The sequence below is a fragment of the Paenibacillus sp. FSL R5-0923 genome, assembly GCF_038009145.1.
In the GTDB taxonomy this organism is placed as follows: Bacteria; Bacillota; Bacilli; order Paenibacillales; family Paenibacillaceae; genus Paenibacillus_AQ.
Map to the genome: position 1 here is coordinate 542133 of NZ_JBBPAT010000002.1, position 25498 is coordinate 567630.

Sequence of the window (25498 nt, forward strand, 5' to 3'; positions counted from 1 at the left end):
GCGAAATTGAACCGAACAACAAACAGCCCCAAAACAAGTAAATAATTAATTTGTTTCTCTGGTGTAATTCAGACATATGATTCAAGGGCATATTCACACTCCATAATGTAATAGTACTTCTGATTTTTAAGTTTAAGAGATTCACGAAATGATGTCTATGATGTTAAGGTAAGTGTCTGCGATCCTTAAAAAAACACGAAAAAAACCTCCCTTAGGTAAAATGGAAGTACCACACAACCATTCAGATCCGAGAGAGGTTTCTTTTGTAATATTATTCCGCAACAATCAAGCTCGTGCGTTTGGTTTTAAACTTCTGGAGGAAGCTTCGATCTATATTACGGTCGGTAATAATGTACCCAATTTTATCGAGTGAGGCGATGCCGATGGTCACATCTTTCCCGAATTTAGTATGGTCAGCAGCAACATAAACTTCTTTGGAGAGATCGATAATTTTTTTGCGCGTTTGGGCTTCCTCCAGGTTATAGTCGGAGATGCCTTTTTCAAGGGTAATGCCGCTTGCGCAAATAAAAGCCTTAAGGATATTTAATTCACTGAAATTAAATAGATAATCATATGCAATGACAGACTGCTCATTTAGTCGGACCTTTCCGCCAATGATAATAAGCTCAACCGCACTGTTCATCAGCTCGTTTACCACAGGAATGGAGTTCGTAATGACCGTGAGATTCTTTTTATTCTTGATATATTTGGCGATCTGATAGGTGGTAGAGCCGCTGTCCAGATAGATGCAATCCCCATCGTTGATATATTCGCTGCACTTTTGGGCGATCATTTTCTTTTCCTCTAAGTGACCGACCATCCGCGCATCCATTGGAGATTCAGCAAACTCCGATTCCACCAGTTTAATTCCACCATAAATCTTCTTGATCTTCCCTTGCTTGTCCAGCAGGTTGATATCTCTGCGAAGGGTATCGATAGAAATATTAAGCTCTTCTGCTAGCTCCGGCAGCTTCTGAACCTTTTTGAACATTAAGATTTCTATGATTTTCTTTTGTCTTTCCAGTGGAAACATGTAATCACCCATTCAAAGTTTATATCGCTTTCGATAGTTGAAGTATAAAGGGATTAATATAGGGTAGCAACTACTCCTTTCTAAGTTAGTCATGATATACTTATAATATACTCACAACTTATTTATAATTTACATACATTTTACGTAATTGTTTATCCTCAAAAACAAAACCTTTTTATACTGAGGTTGTACTTGAGGAGGTGGAACCTTTGCTTAAATTACAAAACATAAGCAAGCATTACGATAACAAGGTTGTTCTAGAGGATATTAGTCTAGACATCCAAGCAGGGGAAATTGTCTCCTTACTCGGCCCCAGCGGGAGTGGCAAAACCACCTTGCTAAACATTATCTTGGGATTGGCTAAGATGGAGCAGGGGCAAATCATTTTTAATGATCAAGATTTAAGCAATGTACCCATGAAGAAACGCGGATTTAATATAGTGTTCCAGGATTATGCGCTCTTCCCCAACCTTAATGCTTACGAAAATATCGTTTATGGTCTGAAAAATAAAAAGGGATTAACGTCGGAGCATGAGGTTCAGGAGTATATCGAGTTTCTGGAATTAAAGCCGCATTTAACGAAGAAGATCGGCGCTCTATCGGGTGGGCAGAAGCAAAGGGTGGCTTTGGCAAGAACGCTCGTAATGAAGCCCAAATTATTACTGCTCGATGAACCTCTAAGCGCACTGGATGGAATCATCAAGGAATCTATTAAAGCTCGGATTAAATCCATCGCCAGAGAATATAAGCTTACGACGATTATCGTCACCCATGACCCTGAAGAAGCGTTAACCCTATCGGATAAAATTCTCATCATTAATCAAGGTCATATTGCCCAATTCGGAACACCTCAAGAGATCATTCAACAACCTAGCAATGATTTTGTAAAAGAATTTATTCTGGGGCAACTGCAAGTGAAACGGGAAAATATCTATAACCTCTTCGGTGAACATTATGCCTAAAGCTAAACCGGAAATGCGGATCATTTTTATCCCAATCGTATTGTTATTTATCGTTTTCCTGATCTTGCCACTGGCAGTTTTATTTATCCGCTCGTTTGAAACAGGCCAAGGTTATTCGGTATCCAATTATCTCACCATTCTGGCAGATCAAGAGATTCGAGAGTCCATCGGAAATAGTATGAAGGTCTCCGGTGTTACGGCACTCATCACAACGGTTCTAGCTTTTATCCTAGCCTATTCTATCCACTGTACAAGAATCTATCGCCCGTTAAAAAGCATCATTAGAACTGGAATTCTGATTCCTATGCTGCTACCTACGATTACTTACGGGTTTGCAATAATGTACTCTTTCGGCAACCAGGGACTGATTACTAAAATCTTCGGACGGAATTTATTCGAGATTTATGGATTTAATGGTCTGTTGATAGGCTACGTAATTTATACCTTACCTTCTGCTTTCCTGCTGATTCATAATTCGTTCAAGTACATTGATAAAAAGTTCATCGTCGTATCCAAGCTTATGGGGGATGGGACGCTGCGAAGCTTCATGAACACGATCGTTCGGCCTTTATGGGGCACTTTGGGAGGGGCGTTTGTTCTTTCTTTTATCCTAAGCTTCACGGATTTTGGGATCCCTGCATCGGTGGGGGGGACGTATAACGTGGTTGCTACTCAGCTGTATCAGGTCATGCTTGGGGCTATACCGGATTTCAACAATGGGGCAGTTATTGCTGTACTGATGTTAATACCGGCGGCGTTCGGGGTTGTGCTGTTAACGTATCTTGAAAAATTCAATTTCCATTATGACAAGGTGACTGAAATCGAGATGATCCCGAATAAAGGCAGAGATTCGGTTCTTGGACTAATCTCATCCGTGATTCTAATCGGTCTACTAGCTGTATTTGCAGTCATGTTCGTTGCACCACTGATGAATGGCTATCCTTATGATCTTACGTTTACATTCAAGCATTTTGTGGATGTTTTTCAATCAAGCGATTTAATCAATGTATATAAAAATTCCTTGCTCGTAGCAGGACTGACGGCAATCGTAGGTACGATCGTGGCTTATGCTGCGGCTATCATCAATGTGCGAACGCCTATAAAAGGGAAAGCGACTTTTGACATCCTATCGATGGTGACGAACACGGTACCGGGTATGGTCCTTGGTCTGTCGTATCTACTTCTGTTCAATAACAGCAGTCTCAAAGGAACCTTTACGATTCTTGTGCTCTGCACCCTTGTTCATTACTTTACGACTCCTTATTTGATGGCTAAGAACTCTCTGGCGAAAATGAATCCATCATGGGAAACCACTGCTGAATTATTAGGTGACAGCTGGTTGCAGACGATCCGCCGGGTTATTCTACCGAACTCTGCATCCACGGTGATCGAGATGGTCAGCTACTATTTTATCAATGCGATGGTGACCATTAGCGGAATTATTTTTCTAGTGACTGCCCAAACCTCGGTAGTTGCCAGCAAAATAAAAGAGCTGCAGCATTTCGCCAAATTTAATGAGGTGTTTGTCCTATCCATCCTGATCTTTTGCACCAACCTTATTATCAAGCTCCTAGGTGACTATCTTCAGAAAAGGCAATCAAACTCTCGTTAATTAACGATTTTAATATAACTAAAAACAGTTAAAGTGAGGGAGAAATTATGTCTAAGAGAATCAAGGGAATCATGTTGTCTATTGTAGCTTTGAGTTTGGTGTTTACATTAGCAGGTTGTGGTAACAAAGCAACTGGTGAAGCGAGTAAAGTAGTGATTTTGACCAATGCGGATGAAGAAGCTGTAGCCTCTATGGAGACTGCGCTAAAAGGTGCGGGGTACGAAGGGCAATATCTCTTTCAATCCTTGGGCACTTCTGAGCTGGGTGGAAAGCTGATGGCAGAGGGAGACAAAATTGAGGCTAACCTGATCACGATGAGCTCTTATTTTGTAGAAAGTGCGCAAGAGAAACACAGCATGTTTAAAGATCTATCGTTTACGACTAACGCGTTAGATTCCTATCCAGCGTACTATACGCCGATTTTGGCGAATACCGGTGCTATTTTTGTAAACACAGCGGTGCTTAAAGATAAGGGCTTGGCGATGCCAACGTCCATTAAGGATTTAACAAAACCAGAATTTAAAGGCTTGGTATCTGTTCCGAACATTATGGACTCTTCGACAGGCTGGTTGTTGGTTCAGGCGATTATTTCGCAATACGGGGAAGAAGAAGGTAAAACGGTTCTGCATGATTTAGTTGCTAATGTAGGCCCACATCTGGAAAGCTCCGGTTCCGGTCCGATTAAAAAGGTAAAAGCAGGAGAAGTGGCTGCAGGCTTTGGACTTCGTCATCAGGCAGTATTAGCTAAAGAAGAAGGCGCACCGATTGACTATGTAGATCCAACGGAAGGTAACTTCTCGCTTACAGAATCCGTAGCCGTGGTGAAAAAAGATGATGCAACAACAGAGCTGGCTATGAAAATGGCAGAAACGATTATTAAAGATGCTAGAAAAGACTTAATTACAAATTACCCAGTGGCTCTATATAAAGATGAAACGGTTAGTGATATCCATAAGCCTGCACACAGTATGAAATTTGTTAAGCCGTTGACTGTGGAACTGCTGGAGCAACATCAACAATTCTTTAAAGAAAATAAATAAGATTAGAAGGAGTGTTAGGGCCATGAACAACTATAAACTGCTGACACCCGGTCCCTTGACAACTACTAACACGGTCAAAGAGCAAATGCTCTTTGACCGTTGTACTTGGGACCAGGACTATAAGAACATTACACAACAAATCAGATCCAGACTTCTGGATTTGGCAAGGGCAACGAACGATGAATATACGGCAGTTCTCATGCAGGGTAGTGGTACGTTTGCAGTGGAATCTGTGCTGACTACGGCGATTTCAGCGGATGATAAGCTTTTGATTATTACAAACGGTGCCTACGGAGAACGTATTGTGCAAATGGCGCAATATATCGGACTCCATTATCGTGTGTATAGTGCCCTATATAATGAATTCCCCCAAGAGGCAGAGCTTAGAGGGATTCTTAAAGAGGATCCAGCCATTACGCACATTGCGATGGTGCATTGCGAGACGACGACAGGGATTCTTAACCCGCTTGAGATGATCTCACAACTGGCAAAAGCCTACGATAAAACATTAATTATCGACGCGATGAGCAGCTTCGGTGGAATAGAGATTGATGTACCTGGGCTTGAAATTGACTATTTAATCAGCAGCGCCAATAAATGTATTCAGGGTGTTCCGGGATTTGGGTTTGTCATTGCAAAGCTGGATAAGCTGCTCACATGTAAAGGGAATGCACGTAGTCTATCACTTGATCTATACGATCAATGGATGGCGATGGACGCAGATGGGAAATGGCGCTATACGTCTCCGACCCATGTAGTCGCTGCATTTTCGAAAGCGATTGAAGAACTGATCGAAGAAGGCGGCATTCCTGCAAGGGCAGCAAGATACCAGAATAATAACCGCATACTGAGAGAAAGACTTGCGAGAATAGGAATAGAGGCGTATATCACAGACGATAAGCAGTCTCCTATTATAACCACCTTTCTTTTTCCGAACGAGACATTCAGCTTTGAAGATTTCTATGAATATGTGAAAGAAAAAGGCTACGTCCTCTACCCAGGCAAATTAACGGAGCACGACACCTTCCGGATTGGGAATATTGGTGAGATTTACGAAGAAGATATTCAGAACTTATGTAATATTATCGAAGCATACATGGGAGGAATGACACAATGAATCAAGTCGAAGGCGTAATTCTGGACTGGGCAGGAACAGCGGTAGATTTTGGCTGCTTTGCACCGGTGAATGTTTTCCTTGATATTTTTCGGGAGGCTGGGATTGAAGTTACGATGCAGGAAGCTAGAGCCCCTATGGGGATGCTGAAAATAGATCATATCCGCGCGATGTTATCCATGCCAAGAGTAGGTGCCTTGTGGGAAGAAAAGTATGGCAGAGCTTTTACTGAACAGGATGTAGAGAACCTGTATGCTGAATTCGAACCGGCTCTGATGGCATCCTTATCCGAATATACTGATCCGATTCCGCAGGTTATTGAGACCGTCCAAGTGCTCAGAAGCCAAGGACTAAAGATTGGTTCAACCACTGGATATACAGAGTCCATGATGGATGTTGTAATTCCGAATGCCGCTGGGAAGGGCTATCAACCGGATTATGTAATCACGCCAGATGGAACGCATTCACTGGGAAGACCTTACCCGTATATGATTTATCATAATATGGAAGCTTTAAAGCTATCGGCAGCATGGAAGGTTGTTAAGGTAGGCGATACGATTTCAGACATTCAAGAAGGTGTTAATGCAGGCGTCTGGTCCGTAGGTGTAATCATTGGAAGCTCTGAAATGGGCTTAAGCCAGGAGGAATTTAATGCACTTTCAGACGTGGAGAAGGAAACGGTGATCTCAGCGACACAGACCTCTTTTATTCAAAACGGGGCAGACTTTACGATTCAATCGATGAGTGAGCTGCCTCAGCTGATTGGGCGAATCAATGTACTGATTTCTCAAGGAATCAGACCTTATGCGAGATAATCATGAGCTGAAAAGAGAAGGTGACATCAACTTTAGCCCCTTGCGGACAGAGTGGATGACCCAGTTAAGCGCTGTGAGTATAGATAGGATCGAAGCGGACGAGCGTGCATATATGCGACAATCCATGTCAACGCCATGCTTGAACAGTATCGTAGATGCTGAGGGATGTTATATCACAGATGTGAATGGACACAAATATCTTGATTTTCATGGAAATAGCATTCATCAGATTGGCTATAAGAATCCTTACGTAACTGAAGCTGTGAAAAAACAGCTCGACGAGCTACCGTTCATTCCAAGAAGATTTACGGCAGATATTGCGGTGAAAGCTGCGGAAGCTTTAATCAACAAAACGACCTCAAAGGACTATAAAGTATTATTTACGCCTTCCGGAAGTGCAGCTGTAGGTCTGGCCCTTAAGATTGCTCGCAAATGGACGGGGAAGCATAAGGTCATTTCCATGTGGGAGTCCTTTCATGGCGCGGGGCTGGACACAATCGCTGTCGGAGGAGAATACGTGTTTAAAAAGGACATGGGCCCGCAAATGCCAGGAATGCTGAAAGCCATTCCTTTTAACGCATACCGTAACCTGCTGGGAAGTCATTCCCATGAAGCAGTGGCTACCTTTTGCCTCGACTATCTGGAATATATGATTCAGCATGAGGGAGAGATCGGGGCGATCTTACTTGAGCCTATTCGGGCGACGGATACGCATATCCCGCCTATCTCTTATTTCACAAGATTAAGAAAAATATGTGATGAATATGGGATTCTGCTGATTTTTGATGAGATTCCAACAGCGCTGATGCGAAGCGGAAAGTTCTACGTCCATCAGAATTTCGATATCGAACCGGATATCCTCGTGCTCGGAAAAGGGTTAGGTGGAGGGATGATCCCGCAAGCAGCGGTGCTTACCAGAACGCAATATGATTGTGCGGGGGATATTTCTTTGGGGCACTATACCCATGAGAAACCGGCGTTAGGAAGTGCAGCGATCTGTGCCACCATCGATTATATCGATGATTTAAATCTGCAGGAACAATGTATCAGCAGGTCTGAATTTGTAAGAGGGAAGCTTGAGACTCTGTCGGCTAAACATCTTTGCATAGGAGATGTCCGTATTGCTGGACTACTGATTTCCATTGAACTTGTGAAGTCCAGAGAGACTAGAGAGAAGAATGAGGAATTAGCTGAGCGAGTACTGTATTATTGCTTGGAGAAGGGTCTTTCTTTTAAATTGGCTGGAGGAAACTGCATCACTTGGCATCCTCCGCTTATTGTATCTGAAGAGAAATTAACTTTTGCTGTTAATCTTCTGGATGAAGGATTGTGTAAATATAGTTGAGAGATAGGCAAGCTTCAAAACAGGTTTCTTCCGCTCCGTACATGGGGGAGAAACCTGTTTTGTCGTTTAAGGAGTGAAGGACCTGCTCTTTTTGGGTAAGTTTAGAGTAACAGTTGAGCCAATAGATGAGATGAAGGGGACGGAAGTCCAAACATTCACCGCAGTTACAAGGTAGATTAATTATACGAATGGGCTGGAGCAGCATTTAAAAAGATACGCAACAGCTCGTCCACCGCAGTGTCTAGACGGGAATGATTGTTAGCTGCAAGCCAATCCTCTTGCACGATGATGTAGCTGCAGGAGCTGCTTTTTAAATAGCTGTATATAATTTGTGCTTCGTCAATTTCATGGCGAGTAATTGCTGCCGGGGCCTGGTTAAGTTCACCGCAGAAAGTGTCCATAATCGCTGATGTTATAACGGCTTGCAGGTAGGTAATATCGGGTTGAGCGTATTCGAGCTTAGTATGCGCCAGGATGCGATTTCCTTTGAGTAATATGAGTTTAAGCGTCTGTTCATCCATGGCTTCAAGGATCGCAATATTCTGATTCTCTGCAGCGAATTCGATAACCTTCTCTTTGTGATTCAGGAAGCTGATGGCTCCCATGTAATCCCTATATTTGGCGGCGGTTTCGAAGTCAAATTGCTGTGCAGCTTCAGTCATCTGTTGCTCCATCTCCACAAGGAGGCTGGAATCCGTTCCGTTTAGTAGGGCTATGACTTTATCAATGATTGTATTATATTGAACGGCAGCATCGCCGCCAGCACACATCCCTATGCATAAGCCAAGCGAATGGTTTAGGCATAAAGAATTTTTGAAGCTTGGATTGCTGCAAAGGATTTTTGAGCTTTCCTTGATGCCTTGCACGGCTCTTTCCACGGTACTTCTGCTCGTGTAGGGGCCCCAAATCATGTTCCCTTTCTGGACTTGAGGATCATAGGTTATGTCTAACGAACGCATCTTGTTGTCTGCTCCTATTACGATATACGTATAGGCCTGCGGATTTTTCATTTTTCTATTGTACATGGGCTTTATTTCTTTAATTAATTTGCACTCCAGCATAAAAGCTTCGAATTCGGTATCTGTAAGGATAATATCCAAATCTTTAATATGGCGAACGAGCTGTTTTACCTTTGGGGAATGAGACTTCGAGTTTTGAAAATACGATTTTACTCTCCGTTTCAGCTGTTTCGCCTTTCCTACATATATAATATGGCCGAGGCCATCCTTCATGAGATACACGCCGGGAGTCAGAGGAAGGCTCTTTAGTTTCTCTGATAAATCGATAGTAACCACTCCGTCATTCAAGATCTTATTGATAGTTTTAGTATAAGCTTGCAACCTTCATTTGTTCAAATCAGTCTAATAAGAAATGATCGAATGGTGAGGAGGGATTTTATGCTTAGAGCGAGTAGTATTGGAGGTATGCTTCTGATAGCGAGCCTGTTATGGCTTACGGCCTGCAGTGGAACGCCTGAAAAAGGTGTAGATCCGCAGCAGACGCCAGAGCAGTTACAAACTGCACAGCCAGTCGCTACGATGGTACCACCACAGGAGACAGAGCCACCACAGGAGACGGCGCCACCAAGCACGGAGCAGCCCCAGGATCTAGAGGGTTTGCCGCCATTAGTTGAGGAAGCGGCATCTACGGTGATGAACGCTCTTAGGAACAAGGATATGAGCCAGCTGGCTGCATGGGTTCATTCGGAGAAAGGACTTCGTTTCTCTCCCTACGCTCACGTGGATACGAAGAATGATCTTGTATTCAATAAGGATGAAGTAGAAGGATTAATGAAAGACTCCACCAAAAGAGTCTGGCGAACGTTCGCTGGCTCGGGTGATTTAATCGAGCTAACATTTGCAGATTACTACAAACGGTTTGTTTATGATGCTGACTTCATTCAGACAGCCGAGATTGCTGTGAACAAGGGGCTTGGTCAAGGCACAATGATTAATAACTTAAACGAAGTGTATCCAAAGGATCAATATGATTTCGTTGAATATCATATTGCTGGTATCGATCCCTCTGTGGAAGGGATGGACTGGCGCAGCTTGCGTCTAGTTTTTGAGAAGATTGGAGAGGATCATGCTCTAGTGGGCATTATTCATGATCAATGGACGCCCTGAGAAGTAGAGGTTTTTATTAGTCCTATCTGCTACATTCACCGAATCTACCACATTCGCGCAAAAACTACGTTATCAAACAAAGTATGATTTAGAACATGGGAAAGACCTCAAAAAACGAAGGTGCCTCATTAGCCATTTCACGGCTTTTGGGGCACCTTCGTTTGATTCGTTCCATAAGAGTCGAGTCCGGAGCTTTTATTGCGTAGCGCTAGAAGAATAAGATGTAGATCCGGATACCGATTTAGCGATCGCTTTATATCCCTCTGGCAGATAAGTGACAACAGATGCTTTTGAGATCACCTGTGCGTACATTTTGCCTGGATCAGGAGCAGTCACATTAAAATAAATCACAGCGGTCTTGTCTTTGCCAAATTCGATTCGCTCAATCACTAGTCCATATCCAGAATGCGGTAAGTTGTTAACGGTCAATGTAGCCTTGTTTACTCCTTCACCCGCTTTGGTTAGTGTAACCTCAGTCTCATAGGTTGGAGTAGTAGGGCTGCCATTAGACACAATTACGCGTTTGGCAAAAGCAGCTGCATCGTAGGTCATCGCGGCTGCTTCCGAACGGGTAATGGCATCATTTGGCCGGAAATTACCGTTCTTATCGAGTGTGGCGATATGTGTATTCAACAGGATCTGGAGACTATTTATAACCTCTGTAGAAAGTTTATCGCCATCCTTAATGTCTACATACATGAGTGTAACCGGGAAGTTACCTTTACTTTGCAGTGCTTGCGTCAATAAGTGAGCGAACTGAGCACGGGTGATGGTTCCGTTAGGATCTACTGTTCGATCAAGTGAAAGACCATTTTGCTTGGCAGTCAGGAAGGCTGAAGCATACCAGGATTTGTCGTTCACCTTATCAAAATAATCACTAGCTTTGGATGAGCTGTTACCCGCCTCTGGCTTCGGAGACAGATTCAGACCCCCAACGATGAACTGAATCCCTTGGGCAAAGCTTACTTTAGATTTAGGCGCGAACTTATCTTTGTCTACTCCATTTATAATCCCCTCTTTATGCAGGGAGTTAATTTTTGCTTCCGCAGGATCACCTTTCAAATCCGAAAAAGCAAAAGCGGATGCTCCAAATGACAGGCTTGCTGCTAGAATACCGCAGGCTATCGTCATTGTTTTGACATTACTTATGAATAATGATTTCTTCATTATGCGTCACCTCCATACTCTTAGATGGTAGATTAGACCAAAATGTTGCAGGCAATTTAAAATATTATAAAGATTCAAGTAAAACGTTATCCGCGAAGGAGTGACTCGGCACCATCTACATAGATCTCAGTTCCTGTGACATGGAAAGACTCATCCGAGGCGAGAAATAATACTAGATTGGCTACTTGTTCAGGTTTACCGGGCGCATCTTCCAGAGGATGATTGCCTTTCGGAAATTCTACAGGAATCTTCACTTCTTGAAGATCATCGCTCTTATCCGTATTATCTCCAATTTGAGTGTCGATCGATCCAGGACAGACCGCATTTACGCGGATACCGTATTGCGCCAGCTCTAGCGCAGCCATTTTCATAAAAGTGACTTGTCCAGCCTTGGAAGAGGAGTACGCAGCAGCGCCGATGTTCGAGAACACTCGATTTCCGTTAATAGAGCTAGTGATAATGATGCTGCCGCCATTTTCTTTCATATGGGGGATAGCATATTTTACTGTGGCAAAGGTACTGCGTAGGTTGGTATCTAGCGTCTGGTCCCAATCTTCGATTTCTAGTGTTTCTATTGGAGCCCATGTACCATTAATGCCAGCATTCGCAAAAATAATATCAATCTTCCGAGCCTCATCCGCAACCTTACGAATACTTTCTTCGACAAGACCTGGATTGGAAACATCGCATTCGATAACTGTAGCTGTTCCTCCAATGGATTCAATTTCACGTTTAGTTTCATAGGATTCCTCAGGGGTGCGATCAAGCATATATACCTTAGCTCCGTGCTGAGCAAACCTTATGGCTGTAGCTTTTCCAATACCGGACCCTGCGCCTGTGACTACTACAACTTTATTTTGCAAACGTTGATCTAACATGATGAATTTCCTCCTTGGCGTTAGACTTCTTACTTAGTAATTACATACCCGGCATAGCTGAATTTAACCAATTTAGTAGGAGGGTGGAACAACAAGGAGGGATGTATTACTATGAGACATAAGGATGTGTACAATATAAATTTAGATCAATCTAGCTCATGATAGGGGTACTATAGATGATTCAGCAGCAGGGAGCAGAACGGATTAATGTGGGGATATTTGCCCATGTGGATGCCGGCAAGACAACAACAACAGAGCATATTTTGTATGAAAGCGGTCGCATTCGAGCGCTCGGCAGTGTAGACAGTGGGACAGCATTGACGGATTCTATGGATGTGGAGCGGCAACGAGGAATATCCGTTCGGGCGGCATTAGCTTCTTTTGAATGGAAAGGCGTGCAGATCAACCTCGTTGATACACCAGGACACGTCGATTTTCTGTCAGAGGTTGAACGGTCTTTGCGAGTGATGGATTGTGCGGTGCTAATTTTGTCGGCGGTAGAGGGTGTGCAGGCTCAAAGTGAGATGATCTGGAACGCGCTGAGGAAGCTGGGAATACCGACGCTTATTTTTATGAACAAAATGGATCGTGTAGGTGCAGACCCTGAGGCTGTGCTGGCCCAAGCGAGAAATTATTTATCTAGTGATATCATTCCTGTTCAGCAACCGATAGGTAAAGAGCAGGAGTACATAGAAGCTATTGATTTATGGGGAAGTGATGCTGATCCTGCTGCACAGACAGAATTATTAGAGGCATTGGCTGAGCGGGATGAAGACCTGCTAGAAACGTATATGTCAGGTAGTTCGATTGATCTTGCAGCTTGGAAAAAATATATGAAGACAGCTTCCGCTTCAGGACGCTTCTTCCCAATGGTTTATGGTGTTGCCGCCAAGGGGCTTGGCATTACTGCATTGCTGGACGCGATGGTTGAGTATTTTCCGCGAGCTGGTGGCAATGTTGAGGGGCCGGTGTCCGGCATTGTCTACAATATTCAGCGTGATAAAAGCATGGGGCGAATGGCGTTTGTCCGCCTTTATGAAGGAACGATCCGTAACCGCGATACGGTAATGAACTACACGCAGAATATTCAGGGAAAAGTGACCCAGATCCGCAAGGTCGAGGGTGGTCGTACTGAGGATGTCGGATCGCTTGAAGCGGGGGATATCGCTGTAATCTATGGTCTTTCAGGGGTACGGATCGGAGATGTACTCGGCCATCCGGAGGCGATTCCGGAGGAAGCGAAGCTGGCTGTACCGCTGCTAACGGTGCGCGTATTCTGGGGAACCGATATGGATGACCATAAGGTTATCGGAGCATTGCAGGAGCTGGCGGATGAAGATCCGCTCTTGGATGCGCAGTGGCTGCAGGATGAGCGCGAGCTGCATATCAAAGTAATGGGACCTATTCAGCTGGAGATTCTGAATAGTGTTCTGGAGGAGCGGTATGCGCTGAAGGTTACCTTCGGTCAGCCTTCTGTTATCTATAAAGAAACGCCAGCCTCTGCTGGGGAAGGCTTTATCGCTTATACGATGCCGAAGCCTTGCTGGGCGATTCTGCGGTTTCAGATAGAGCCCGGACCTCCTGGCAGTGGTTTAGTTTATGATTCGGTAGTGCGGAGTTCCGATCTGCTGCCGCAATATCAGAGCGAGACCGCACGCCGTGTACCAGAAGCCTTGCAACAGGGCTTGTACGGCTGGGAGGTTACCGATCTTAAAGTGACCTTAATCGAGGGACAGCATCATGTATGGCATACCCATCCGCTAGATTTTGCCGTAGCGACTCCTATGGGGATTATGGATGGACTCGCGCGGGTAGGCACTAAACTACTGGAGCCGATTCTTCAGGTTCGTATCGTTGTCCCTGAGGAGAATGGCGGCCGAGTGATGAACGACCTGGTTCAGATGCGCGGCACCTTCGAGCCACCTGTGCTGCAAGGCGAGCGGATGATCATCGAAGGGCGTCTGCCGCTGGCAACGTCGCTTGATTATCCGATTACTTTAAGCTCCTACACGAAGGGGCGTAGCACATTTACTTCTTTTTTTGCAGGCTATGAAGAATCTCCGCCAGACGTATCCGCTGAGCGCACCCGCCGGGGTGTGAACCCGCTGGATCAGGCGAAATATATATTAAGCGTGCGGAAGGCGTTGCAGGGATAAGTGAGATAGAAGGATAGAACCGGATGACGTCTCAAAAGGATGCTATCTGGTTCTTCTTATTTCCAGAATATAGGCTGGTGGATATAATGGGATAGTCAGGGATACTTGATTAGAATTAGTACAGGGGGGAAATGAATTGAAGATCAGAGAAGCAACAGCTAGTGATATAGACGGGATCGCTTTCGTCCACGCTACGAGTTGGAAAACCACGTATAAAGGACTAATATCAGACGAGTTTCTTGATAATTTCACAGTAGAAGCTAGAAGGAAGCGTTGGATTCAGAATTTTGAAAATCCCAATAAAGACGAGGTAATGTATGTTGCTGAAGATGAGTCTGGGATGATCATTGGCTTTGCAAATGGAGGGGCGCGAAGAGAGCCGGATCTCTACGATGCGGAGCTTTACGCACTTTATTTGCTTAAGGAACACCAAGGAAAAGGTCTAGGGAAGCAGCTCATAAGAAGTGTAGCACAGAATTTATTGAAGAAAAATTATAGCTCGTTCATGACTTGGGTGCTGGTGGGCAATCCGGCGATTCATTTCTACCACAGCGTTGGGGGAGAGTCTATCTCAAGTATAGAAGTTAAGATAGGGAATGAATTATTAGAAGAAATAAAAATAGGATGGCAAGACATTAGAGGCATAGGGATTGATTAATGACTTTTTACGCAAAAAAAGACTCATAAGGGATACAAAACGCATACCCCTTATGAGTCTCATAATGATTTATTTAATGTACGTACGGCTGACCAGAACATCTGCAATTACATCTGTTGGAATGATGAATTCTCTAACGCCCATGTAGCCAGGAGCCACATCATATTTGTTAAAGGAAATAACCAGCTGGTACTTATCGTTGATATAGAAATCTTGATCTTTAGCTATATTTTCAAATTGATAAAAAAGGTCTTCATTGGGTTCATCTGTTGAAATCCAGTAGAACATATCTTTATCTGCTTTCATTTGGGAGCGCATCTGTTCTTTAATATTTTCACTTATGATACTGATATATCGATCATCCTTAAATAACATAGGCAGACTTAGCAGGATTTGATTCTTCTTGTCTATCGTATCGTGCTGCATTGTTGTTGACGATGAACCTACGGTATTTACCACGTATCTGCTAATAGCAAATAGCTCAGCATTGTCCGTTTTAACCTCAAAGCCTGTATCGACCCCTAAATGCCCCTCTCCGGATTGCTTTAAAGACTCCATCTCTGTTTGAAACTCATCATATAGTTTTTTGTTTTCTTCGAGATATTTTTCATTCAGAGTCGATTCCAGCTCTTTATTCTCTAGGTTAGTAATGATGGGGACCTTTATGTCTGCATTATAGGTCTGCTCATCCACTTTGTATTCTCTAAAAGTTAGCACTTTAACAATACTGTCTACACCAGGTATAGCGGAGAAGGCATTGGCAATGTTAACATTGACATTAATCCCAATCACGAAAAATAGGGCTGCCGCACAAACTCCAGATATCCACTGGTAACGTATTCTTCTTATCTTCCTTTTCTTTAATGCTTTACTTACAACGAAATCTAATTCCTCAGGAATAGGGAGTTTGTTATAATCTTCTATAATTTTTTTGATTTGGTTATCCATTCTAATTGATCTCCTTTGAGGATTCTTCCTGCATGTTGACTCTTAATAACTGGAGTGCTTGATATAGTCTAGTCTTTACTGTATTGACGTTTTCATTTAATACTTCCGCAACTTCCTCGATCTTTAAATCTTCGATATATCTAAGGACGATGACATTTCGATACTTAAGGGGTAGATCATCCAGCGATCTTTCTAAATCAATATCTGGATACACGTCTACCGCACCAGGGATAAAAAAGTCGAGTGCTTCATCATCTACTGGTTGAACTCTTTTATGTTTCCTCAGAAAATCCAGAGAGGTAGTTACTACGATTCTAAACAACCAACTCTTTACGGATTCTGGTTTTTTTAGCAACCCTATAGAGGAGAGAGCTTTATAAATCGAATCCTGAACAACATCTAATGCATCCTCTTTGTTCTTCACATAGCTGTAAGCTAGACGGTATATGTTCTCCTTGTTATCTGTAATACAAAGAGTGAGTAATTTCTCTTTATTCCTCTTAAGCATATTCGTAAAACCCTTCTCTTTTTATATTGCGTAGCTTTAGTTTGTTAGATTACTATTCTCATTGATTCTCCTTTTGTATGGCTTTAGCTACAAGTGCGGCATAGGATTTGGCACCTTCTCGTTTTAGATGAACGCCATCCTCATAGAAGTAAGAATCCTTTCCTTCGCTTGAGGAATGCCAGTCTACAACCATAGCATTGGGGAATTCTAAAGCCACTTTCTTAAGCAAAGTATTCACAGTATTTTGCCATTTTTTCGGTACACGTGTGTTTACTAGTACGACTTGCTGAACATCTTCAAGTGAAATAAGTAATTTCCGCAATTGATTGGAGTTAAAAGCTCCGTTCGTACCTAAATTAATGATCACTCGAGTGCCAAGTTTCCCCTTCGTCCTAAGTTTATCGACCACTTCTTGTGCCTGTGACATCTGCCTGCCTACCTTACCATCGATAACAATGCCTGGCAGAAGTTCTTGTAGATAAGGAGCAGCATCGAGGATTACGGAATCACCTATCGCAGTAACACCTTTACCTGCTTCTACTACCTGAGGCTGAGGTTCTGGCTTCTTCGGTGGATCTACTGGTACAGGCACAGGTACAGGCGCAGGTGTTGGTGCATTTTGAGGGGGCACTAGTGTGACATTATGTTCATTCTTATCGGGATTAGTAATAGTGCCTGTATTCGGATCTGCGGATATCTTAGTATCCAAGTTGCTACTGCAGGATATGGACAATATGATTAACGGGACTGCAATAAAGATGAATAAGGGTCGAATCTTGAATTGCAGACGAATGCTTAATTTCGTACACCATCTTCCTAATAAACCTTGACGAATAGGTTCTTCGATATATTTCCACGATAGTGAGGCTAATAGGAGGCTAACTCCCAGCTGAAAAAGAACACGGAAACCATCGAACCCACCTGTATCTACTGTAGGATTAGTTAGAATGATGACTGGATAATGCCATATGTAAATACTATAGGAACGTACGCCAATCCAACGCAAGGGCTTGCAACCCATGATTTTAGCTAGTCGGCTCGCAGGATGTGCGAGTACAGCTATTACAATTGCGGAAAGGATCGACACGAGAACCAAGCCGCCATAATAAAGAAATTGTCCGTACTCATTCGTCCGCCAAATCATAAGAATGAGGGTGATTAATCCGATTGCACCACTGAAGTCAAGGATATAGCGAGATCTGCGTGAAATCTTATCGGTCAAATTTTGACTCGGCCATGCTAGAGCGAGAGCGGCTCCAATCAGTAGAGCAAAAGCTCGGGTATCAGTACCATAATAGACTCGGCTTGGGTCAACTCCAGGTTGATAGATTAGCGCCATAGCAAGTGCCGAGAGGAATGCCCCTGTTAGACACATCACAATGAGTTTACCTCGCTGAGGTGCAAGGCGTAACCCTACAATAATAACCAATGGCCAAATGAAGTAGAACTGTTCCTCAATAGCGAGCGACCACAAATGACCTATAGGAGAAGGAGGTCCAAAGCTCTCGAAATAAGATACATCGTGAAAAATAAGCCACCAGTTATTGAAGTATAACGTTGAAGATATAAAGTCCCCTTGTAATGCTGCTAATCGTGAACGATCGAACAACAGAAGCCACATAGCAGTGACAAAAAGCATGACAAACATAGCAGGCAATAGCCGTCGCGCTCGTCTGATCCAGAAATCTTTAAGGTCGAACCGTCGGTCTTGCTTCCACCTTTGGATGATTTGATCCGTGATCAGATATCCAGACAGAACGAAGAATATTCCGACCCCTATAAGTCCTCCTGGAGCCCAATTGAGGTCGAGATGATACGCGATAACTGCGATCACAGAGAGTGCTCGAAGTCCATCTATTCCCGGCATATAACGCCTTCTAGTCGTGGAATTGTCAGGTTCTAAAGAGTTAGTCGGTGGTGTAACCTTGATTTCTTTCATGGTAGTTCATTCCTTCGTCATCAGTTGTCTTATGTCAGCAAGACGTATGACTAACTTAAAAAAGTTCTTAACTTCTCTTGGTAAATAAAGGAGTGACCATGAATGGATCAGAAATCGGTACACAAGTGCCTATGAATTTAAAAAAGGCATTCTAGAACAAAAAATCATTCTGGAATGCCATTAGCCCAATTAGCCGTTCTTAATTTCCACACGTAAAATATCGGTAACCATTTTAACCGGAACGTATATCGTATCGTTCTTTAGGATAGGAGCAGTACCTAAAGTGACAGGTGCCATTTTGGCAAAAAAGTAAGAATCTTTACCTAAGGTAACATTTGTCCACTGTGCACCTTTCTTTAGCTCAGCTGAGCGCGACGTTTGATTCCACTTGATTTCATATCCTAAACGATTCGCCACATCTCGTAATGACACCATTGAAACCCCATTAGCATTCTTAAATGTAGCTATTGTACTTAAATCGAGCTTCGGGTTGTTCGTAATATGGGTACTGAAACGAAATTCAGGAGTTCCCATGGCGCCTGGAGCGATACTATATTTAGGGAAGAGGATGACAACCTCACCATTTTCAATATAAAAACCTTGTTCTTCGTCGATCCCTTTGAATTCCTCAATAAAATAGTTCTCAGGTTCCTCATTGATCTTCGCAAGGATACCGGTATTCAGCTTTTCCTTAAAGTCGTTTCCAAAGAAATCTGACAAGGCAATCCGCTTCGCTTGTTTCGTATTAAATACATTGTATGTATCTACACGAGGCATGCCCGTTCCACCAGTGTCTCCTTGAGAAGTAACAACAAGTGAGATCATTCCAGAAGGGTTATCCGATCCATTTTCTTTTAATTCATAAATAATGTATAGCTCATATGGACGATACTCGAAACCAGCCTTTTTAGCGTCTGCTGCTGCTTCAGTTGCATCCTTTTCCCAAAGAGCAAGGTCTTTCTGCGCTTTAGAGAGAATGATACTGTTGATTTCTTCCTGAGCCTTAGTGTCCAACATACCTACGATCTGTGGCACTTTAATATTTGTATTCAGAAGCTCCGTTGAAGATGTGAGAATTACTTCTTTGATTTGGATCCCAGTGTTATTGATGGTGGAAATCGGTACAGCTGAAATCGGGGCATTGATGGCAGGCTTAGTCGTGTTCACTGCATCAGCAAAAGCAGTGCCATTCGTTGGTAACATGCCAGCGCTTATTCCCACAACCGTTAATCCGACTACACCAAGCTTCAATACGTTAAAAGGGCTCTTTTTCATTGTTTGTTCACGCTCCATTTCGTTGTAATAAGTGTGTTATTAGCGCACTTACTAGCAAGACGTATTAGGAGTGTTGAAAAGTTTGGGGGGGATAAAGGTTGATCGAAATTCGTCATCCCGCAAGAGTTCCTTTAATAGTCACTCCGAACCCTTTTCAGCCTTCTTCCGCGCCCGGAACCGCCGCACCTTCATGAGGTTGCCACAAGCCTTGTCATCGCAGTACCGCTTAGAGCGGTTGCGTGTATCGTCGTAATAGACCCAGAGGCAATCGGGATTCTCGCAGATACGGAATCTTGAGGGTTCTTTTTCAAGCATAGCCTCCGCAAAAGACGCCGCTATCTCCGCCATCACCTGCTCCCAACCGCTATGTAGTGGCAATAATGAAATCTCCGCTTGCTCGGCACTTTTCCATATCATTCGCCGCGTAACAGGACCCTTGTCCATATAGATATTAAGCTGCTTCAGCATTTCTCCATCCATCGATTTTCCTTGTACAATAGCCTGTACCCAGTCCCCTAATAGGGATCGAAGCTTCTTTAGCTGTTCCAGTTCTATCGTATTCGGCAGCTGTGTTTCTAGCAGAGCATGCTTCTTCAGCCATTTCGCAATCCACTCCGGATCTTCGAGTTCATCCCGATCCTTGTTCTTATCTCCTGTTCGCCAATCCCGCCAGTAACTATTAATGAAATCCTCCCACAACACGTCCTGTTCATCCTTTCCGCACAACTCTCGATTATAACGATTGTAACAGTTAAAATTGTGATTAGCTAGTTACTTGATTGAACGCTGGAAATATGCTACATTTCTTGTGTAACCACTATATAATGGTTTAAGTAGTTACATAATTCAGTAAGTATTAGGAGGTTGAACATGCAAAATAAAATCAGTGAGGTTCTGCTGCAAAATTGGGATTATTGCATGGATATCGAGGATTGGGCCCCGCCATTAAGTGATGCACTGGAAGGTGTGGACAGTAAACAGGCACTTTGGAAGCCAGAGGGGAGTACAGTCAATTCCATCTGGGAGACGGTTAACCATCTAACATATTATAAGGTGCGTTTGCTGCGAAAGTTAAAAGGGTTGCCCAAACAACCTGATGCTGAAAGCAACGATGATACCTTCACTGTAACAACGGAAGGGGAAGAAGCATGGTCGAAGGCCGTTGCAGACCTGAAAGACGTGCACGCTGCTCTTAGAGAAATCATTGAGGCGTTGGAAGAAGGCGCATATGATTGGGGTGGTTCGGGTCATGCCCCAGGGGAAGAGGTAATGAGTCTTATCCTGCATGATTCATACCACACCGGACAAATTATTATGCTTCGTAAACTGCAAGGCTCCTGGGTTTCCAACCGTAGTTTTAATTAGAACCTCTACAATAAAAATATAAGCCACACTCCACTATACTGGTTTACCTGGTGCAGCGGTCGTGTGGCTTTTCTTTATTTTAACCTTTTGGGGTGCTTCGATATTGAGTCGGCGAGCATCCCATTATTTTTTTGAACAATCTAGAAAAGTAGTAGGGGTCCTGCATCCCGATAGCACTAGAGATTTCTTTAATATGTAAATCGGTTAATGCTAGCAGTTGACTGGCACGCTGCATTTTGAGGCGCAGATAGAATTCAATCGGGGGAACCCCGGTTTCTTGATTAAATAGATAAATTAGATGCTGCTTCGATAACCCCATATGCTTCGCTACATCCGGGAGTGAAATGGAGCTGTTGATTCGATCCGTCAAGTAGCGAATGGCTTGCTCAAGATAACGTTCGTTCTTTTTATCTTGCTCAGAGTTCATGGTACTCAATCCCACGTGGCTGATCAGATGACGAATGCACTGAGACACATAGATATGATTACGCATGGCATAAGGCTTATCCGATAACAGGGCATAACATCGCTCGAAATCTTCGATCCATTGGGTATGAAGGTTCAGTGTAAAGGTTAGCGGCTCTACGTCCATGGCATAAGTTTGAATCAACGCAGCGGCATGCGTTCCTTTTAGATGCATCCAGTAGATCGTCCAGGGATTCACATCTGAAGCACCATATCGATGGGGTGTTCCGGCAGGAATGACAGCTAATTGCCGTTCTTTTATTTGGATCAGCTTATTGTGATGACTCTCCATCCACCCTTCACCCTCTACGCAATACATAAGAATATGCGAGTCACATCCTTGTGGACGCTCTCGATAATGAAACTTCGCTCTTGGGAAGCAGCCAATGTCACTTACATAGAAGGAATTTGTTAACGAATTCTCATGTAATTCATTCATCATGAAATCGTGCAGCACAAAAAGCTTCTGCTCATCGAAGCCATCCGACTTTAATGAGATATCTGTCATGATAACCCTCCTTTTTAAGAACATAATTTATTTATTTGAAATAACAACCTATTCATAAGGAAAATATTATTTTAAGGATAAGAATATTGTCCATCAGTTACAGATTATCGTCAATTGTTTAAAAGCGCATACAACGATAAATTAGAGCTATATCACGAAGGAGGAGAGAACGAAATGAGTATGAAAGAGCCTTCTGCAATCTTAACGAACAGCGTCCGCATATGGGAGGAAATGGTTGAAATTCCTACCTATGAAACCGGTGAGCCCGATAAAAATCCAATGTTCCTCGAGAAGCGAGTCTATCAAGGCAGCTCGGGGCGAGTATATCCACATCCTGTGGTTGATAAAATTATGGATGAGAAAGAAATGAAATCGTATCAGATGGTAATGCTCGAAAATGAATATGTACGCATCGAGATCATGCCTGAAATTGGCGGCCGTATCTATCGTGCTCTGGATAAGACGAACAATTATGATTTTGTTTACTATAATCGCGTGATTAAACCTGCGCTTGTTGGTCTGACAGGACCATGGATTTCAGGTGGAATTGAATTTAACTGGCCGCAGCATCATCGTCCGAACACGTTTGGCCCTGTGGAGCATGTAATTACGGAGAATGAAGATGGCAGTGCAACCGTATGGGTGAGTGAAATTGACCGGATGTATGGAACGAAGGTCACAACGGGCTTCACGCTGCATCCTGGAAAAGCCTATCTCGAAGTTACAGCACAGCTATATAACCGAACTTCGGAGCCACAAACCTTCTTATGGTGGGCAAACCCTGCGGTTGCAGTCAATGACCATACGCAATCGGTGTTTCCACCGGATGTCACAGCCGTATTCGACCATGGTAAACGTGATGTGTCCAGATTCCCAATTGCAACAGGAACGTATTATAAGAAGGATTATTCCGAAGGTGTAGATATTTCACGCTATAAAAATATTCCGGTTCCTACGTCATACATGGCGTACAAATCCGATTACAATTTCGTGGGCGGTTATGATCATGGGGTTGAAGCGGGTCTGCTTCACGTAGCGAATCACCATGTATCTCCGGGTAAAAAGCAGTGGACTTGGGGGAACGGCGAATTTGGTCAAGCGTGGGACCGTAATTTAACCGATGAGGACGGACCCTATATTGAATTAATGACAGGGGTATTTACGGATAATCAACCCGATTTCACTTGGCTCCAGCCGTATGAAGAGAAGTCATTTACACAATATTTCATGCCATATAAGAACATCGGAATTGTGAAAAATGCTTCTGTTGATGCTGCAGTCAATCTTGAGGTGGATGAGACTTTACGGACTGCCACTGTGATGGCCTATGGAACTTCGGTATTCGAGGGAGCGGTTATTGAACTTAGAGGACAGCATAGAACGTACGTGAAGGATACCGTTACGCTCTCTCCAGAATTAACCTATAAATCTGTCATTACGTTAGATAAAGTGGATCAGCCGCATCACTTAATCCTAACGGTGTTTGATGTGAACGGAAACAGCCTCATATCTTATCGTCCAGCGAAGCCTAGCATTGAACAGGTTCCAGATGCAGCCAAGCCACTTCCACTACCGGAAGAATTAAAAAGCACAGAGCAGTTGTATTTGGCTGGAGTTCACTTGGAGCAATACCGTCATGCTACGTTCGAGCCAGAGCATTATTATGAAGAAGGCTTAAGAAGAGATGCATCCGATATTCGGCTTAATGTGGCTTATGGGACACTGCTGCTTCGTCGAGGATTGTTCAAGCAAGCGGAAAATCATTTCCGTACGGCTATACGATCGCTGACTTGGCGCAATCCGAATCCATATGATAGTGAAGCATACTATCAGCTTGGTGTAGTTCTCAGACTGCAGGATCGCAAGGAAGAAGCATTTGCTGCCTTCTACAAGGCGGTATGGTCTGCAGCATTTCAAGACAGTGGATACTATGCATTGAGTCAAATTGCTTGTGAACGTGGGGCGTATGAAGAAGCGTTGGAACTCGCAACTAGAGCTTTGGCACGTAACACAAGAAACAATAAATCAAGACATGTAAAAACAGCACTTTTACGCAAGCTTGGACGTTACTCTGAGGCGATTACATTCGCAGAGGAGACATTGAAACTAGATATCGCGGATTTCGGGGCAGCGTATGAGAGAGTGCTTACGCTTACATTGCTCGGGCGACAAGAGGAAGCAGCTGAGGCTCAGATGAAGCTTGCACGGTTCATGCGAAACGATGTGCATAACTATTTAAATCTAGCTTCCGATTATGCAGGTAGTGGATTGTTCGCGGAAGCTGCACAGGTGTTAGAGCAAATTCGTAGGAAATCGAATGAACCCAATTATCCGATGGTGCATTACACATTGGCTTATGTACACGAGAAAATGGGCCGTGAGGAAGATGCGACAGCGCAGCTTCAGCTTGCTCAAGCAGCATCATCTGATTATTGCTTCCCGAACAGCTTGTTTGAGCTGCAGGTATTAGAAAGTGCGATTGCCTGCAATCCGCTAGATAGTAAGGCTCATTATTATCTAGGAAATCTATTCTATGATAAAAAACGTACCGACGATGCCATTCGCCATTGGGAGCAATCCGTCGCGCTTGATGATCGTTTCCCGACGGTTCATCGTAATCTTGCGCTTGCCTATTACAATAAGCGTAATGATGCTGAGGCTTCCTTGCAGTCACTTGAACAAGCTTTCCAGTGCAATACGAATGATGCGAGAGTATTCTACGAGCTGGACCAATTGTATAAGAAGATGGGTGTTTCTGCTCAGGAGCGTATGGCAAGACTTCAACAGCATATGGAGCTGGTGGAGAAGCGGGATGATCTATACCTTGAATATGTGACTCTACTGAATTGGCTTAGCAAGCATGAAGAGGCTTTGTCTGTTCTATTACGACGTCAATTCCATCCATGGGAAGGTGGAGAAGGGAAGGCTACGGGGCAATATGTTTTGGCGCTTGTTGAACTGAGCAAGCAGGCGAATCAGGTAGGCCAATATGAAGTGGCTATCTCATTATTAACACGTGCGCTTCATTATCCAGAGAATTTAGGTGAAGGTAAGCTCGATGGTGCGCAAGAGAATAATGTGTATTACGAGCTTGGTGTGGCTTATAACGGATTAGGCAAGACGGAGGAAGCTGCACATCACTGGGCGATTGCGTCACAAGGCATGGAGGAACCAGCCAGCGCGATGTACTACAACGATCAGCCGCCAGAAATGATCTTCTATCAGGGCCTAGCATGGGTACAGCTGAATCATCCCAAGGAAGCGAACCGGCGTTTTAATAAGCTGATCGATTTCGCAGAAAGACATCTCTTTGATGAGGTGAAGATTGATTATTTTGCCGTATCCTTACCTGATTTCCTCGTATTTGAGGATGATCTGAATAGACGCAATCAAATTCATTGCTTGTTCATGATGGGTTTAGGTTTATTAGGCTTAGGGGAAATGGCAGAAGCGAAAGAACGATTTGAAGAAGCGTTGCACTTGGAGCCGAACCATCAGGGAGCTCGAATTCACAAGGCGATGTGCTTGGAATCATAAAAGAAATAAAGCAGTTTCATGATGAAGGAAAATAACTGGTTCGATTT

Annotated in this window: 21 protein-coding genes; 11 read left to right on the forward strand and 10 right to left on the reverse strand. The window is 43.6% G+C overall.

Going from position 1 to position 25498, the window contains the following annotated elements; translation table 11 throughout:
* Positions 1-271: 271 nt before the first annotated feature.
* On the reverse strand, positions 272-1045 hold the full coding sequence (locus tag MKX35_RS27425) for a DeoR/GlpR family DNA-binding transcription regulator (RefSeq protein WP_341044494.1): 774 nt from the start codon (positions 1043-1045) through the stop codon (positions 272-274).
* A gap of 197 nt (positions 1046-1242) precedes the next feature.
* Between MKX35_RS27425 and MKX35_RS27430 the strand changes: the two genes are divergently transcribed.
* From MKX35_RS27430 to pbfA, 6 genes are read left to right on the forward strand one after another with little or no spacing between them, the layout of a single operon-like run.
* Entirely contained in the window at positions 1243-1995 is a 753-nt protein-coding gene (locus tag MKX35_RS27430; protein ID WP_042124736.1) for an ABC transporter ATP-binding protein, read from the forward strand.
* Positions 1988-3607: an ABC transporter permease subunit gene (locus tag MKX35_RS27435; RefSeq protein ID WP_076284031.1), complete on the forward strand. Its 1620-nt coding sequence runs from the start codon at positions 1988-1990 to the stop codon at positions 3605-3607. The genes MKX35_RS27430 and MKX35_RS27435 overlap by 8 nt, the downstream gene beginning before the upstream one ends.
* Positions 3608-3654: 47 nt before the next feature.
* Positions 3655-4647 (forward strand): extracellular solute-binding protein, encoded by a 993-nt coding sequence (locus MKX35_RS27440; RefSeq protein ID WP_076298383.1) that lies wholly within the window; start codon positions 3655-3657, stop codon positions 4645-4647.
* Positions 4648-4669: 22 nt separating this feature from the next.
* Positions 4670-5764, forward strand: coding sequence for a 2-aminoethylphosphonate--pyruvate transaminase (phnW, locus tag MKX35_RS27445; RefSeq protein WP_076298382.1), 1095 nt, complete (start codon positions 4670-4672; stop codon positions 5762-5764).
* On the forward strand, positions 5761-6576 hold the full coding sequence (gene phnX, locus MKX35_RS27450) for a phosphonoacetaldehyde hydrolase (protein WP_060621568.1): 816 nt from the start codon (positions 5761-5763) through the stop codon (positions 6574-6576). The genes phnW and phnX overlap by 4 nt, the downstream gene beginning before the upstream one ends.
* Positions 6566-7921 (forward strand): (R)-1-hydroxy-2-aminoethylphosphonate ammonia-lyase, encoded by a 1356-nt coding sequence (pbfA, locus tag MKX35_RS27455; protein WP_076298381.1) that lies wholly within the window; start codon positions 6566-6568, stop codon positions 7919-7921. The genes phnX and pbfA overlap by 11 nt, the downstream gene beginning before the upstream one ends.
* A 176-nt stretch (positions 7922-8097) precedes the next feature.
* On the opposite strand, the gene MKX35_RS27460 is transcribed toward pbfA, so the two are convergent.
* Complete coding sequence (locus MKX35_RS27460) at positions 8098-9228, reverse strand: UvrB/UvrC motif-containing protein (protein ID WP_341044495.1); 1131 nt, start codon at positions 9226-9228, stop codon at positions 8098-8100.
* A gap of 90 nt (positions 9229-9318) precedes the next feature.
* Here MKX35_RS27460 and MKX35_RS27465 point away from each other — a divergent pair, with 90 nt between their 5' ends.
* A complete protein-coding gene (locus MKX35_RS27465; protein ID WP_076284035.1) occupies positions 9319-10047 on the forward strand; it encodes a hypothetical protein in 729 nt (242 codons plus the stop codon).
* A 195-nt stretch (positions 10048-10242) separates the two neighbouring features.
* On the opposite strand, the gene MKX35_RS27470 is transcribed toward MKX35_RS27465, so the two are convergent.
* Positions 10243-11214, reverse strand: a complete 972-nt coding sequence (locus MKX35_RS27470; protein ID WP_076298380.1) for an S-layer homology domain-containing protein — start codon at positions 11212-11214, stop codon at positions 10243-10245.
* Positions 11215-11300: 86 nt separating this feature from the next.
* Complete coding sequence (locus MKX35_RS27475) at positions 11301-12092, reverse strand: SDR family oxidoreductase (RefSeq protein WP_076298379.1); 792 nt, start codon at positions 12090-12092, stop codon at positions 11301-11303.
* Between the two features lie 176 nt (positions 12093-12268).
* Between MKX35_RS27475 and MKX35_RS27480 the strand changes: the two genes are divergently transcribed.
* Both MKX35_RS27480 and MKX35_RS27485 read left to right on the forward strand, forming a co-directional pair.
* Positions 12269-14248 (forward strand): GTP-binding protein, encoded by a 1980-nt coding sequence (locus tag MKX35_RS27480; RefSeq protein WP_076298378.1) that lies wholly within the window; start codon positions 12269-12271, stop codon positions 14246-14248.
* Positions 14249-14384: 136 nt separating this feature from the next.
* Positions 14385-14906, forward strand: a complete 522-nt coding sequence (locus MKX35_RS27485) for a GNAT family N-acetyltransferase (RefSeq protein WP_076298377.1) — start codon at positions 14385-14387, stop codon at positions 14904-14906.
* Positions 14907-14975: 69 nt separating this feature from the next.
* Here MKX35_RS27485 and MKX35_RS27490 read toward each other — a convergent pair whose 3' ends face one another.
* From MKX35_RS27490 to MKX35_RS27510, 5 genes are all read right to left on the reverse strand, one after another.
* Positions 14976-15854 (reverse strand): RsiV family protein, encoded by an 879-nt coding sequence (locus MKX35_RS27490; RefSeq protein ID WP_076298376.1) that lies wholly within the window; start codon positions 15852-15854, stop codon positions 14976-14978.
* Between the two features lies 1 nt (position 15855).
* Positions 15856-16362, reverse strand: a complete 507-nt coding sequence (locus MKX35_RS27495) for an RNA polymerase sigma factor (protein WP_076298375.1) — start codon at positions 16360-16362, stop codon at positions 15856-15858.
* 58 nt (positions 16363-16420) lie between these two features.
* A complete protein-coding gene (locus MKX35_RS27500; protein WP_076298374.1) occupies positions 16421-18229 on the reverse strand; it encodes an acyltransferase family protein in 1809 nt (602 codons plus the stop codon).
* 261 nt (positions 18230-18490) lie between these two features.
* On the reverse strand, positions 18491-19576 hold the full coding sequence (locus MKX35_RS27505; RefSeq protein ID WP_076298373.1) for a stalk domain-containing protein: 1086 nt from the start codon (positions 19574-19576) through the stop codon (positions 18491-18493).
* A gap of 138 nt (positions 19577-19714) precedes the next feature.
* Positions 19715-20278, reverse strand: coding sequence for a CGNR zinc finger domain-containing protein (locus MKX35_RS27510; protein WP_076298372.1), 564 nt, complete (start codon positions 20276-20278; stop codon positions 19715-19717).
* 168 nt (positions 20279-20446) lie between these two features.
* Here MKX35_RS27510 and MKX35_RS27515 point away from each other — a divergent pair, with 168 nt between their 5' ends.
* Positions 20447-20941: a DinB family protein gene (locus MKX35_RS27515; protein ID WP_042185502.1), complete on the forward strand. Its 495-nt coding sequence runs from the start codon at positions 20447-20449 to the stop codon at positions 20939-20941.
* A 79-nt stretch (positions 20942-21020) separates the two neighbouring features.
* Here the strand turns inward: MKX35_RS27515 and MKX35_RS27520 are convergent, their stop codons facing one another.
* Positions 21021-21914 carry an AraC family transcriptional regulator gene (locus tag MKX35_RS27520; protein ID WP_081382720.1) on the reverse strand — a complete coding sequence of 298 codons (894 nt, stop codon included), beginning with the start codon at positions 21912-21914 and terminating at the stop codon, positions 21021-21023.
* 174 nt (positions 21915-22088) lie between these two features.
* Here MKX35_RS27520 and MKX35_RS27525 point away from each other — a divergent pair, with 174 nt between their 5' ends.
* Positions 22089-25451, forward strand: a complete 3363-nt coding sequence (locus tag MKX35_RS27525; RefSeq protein ID WP_076298371.1) for a DUF5107 domain-containing protein — start codon at positions 22089-22091, stop codon at positions 25449-25451.
* The last annotated feature ends 47 nt before the right edge of the window (positions 25452-25498 follow it).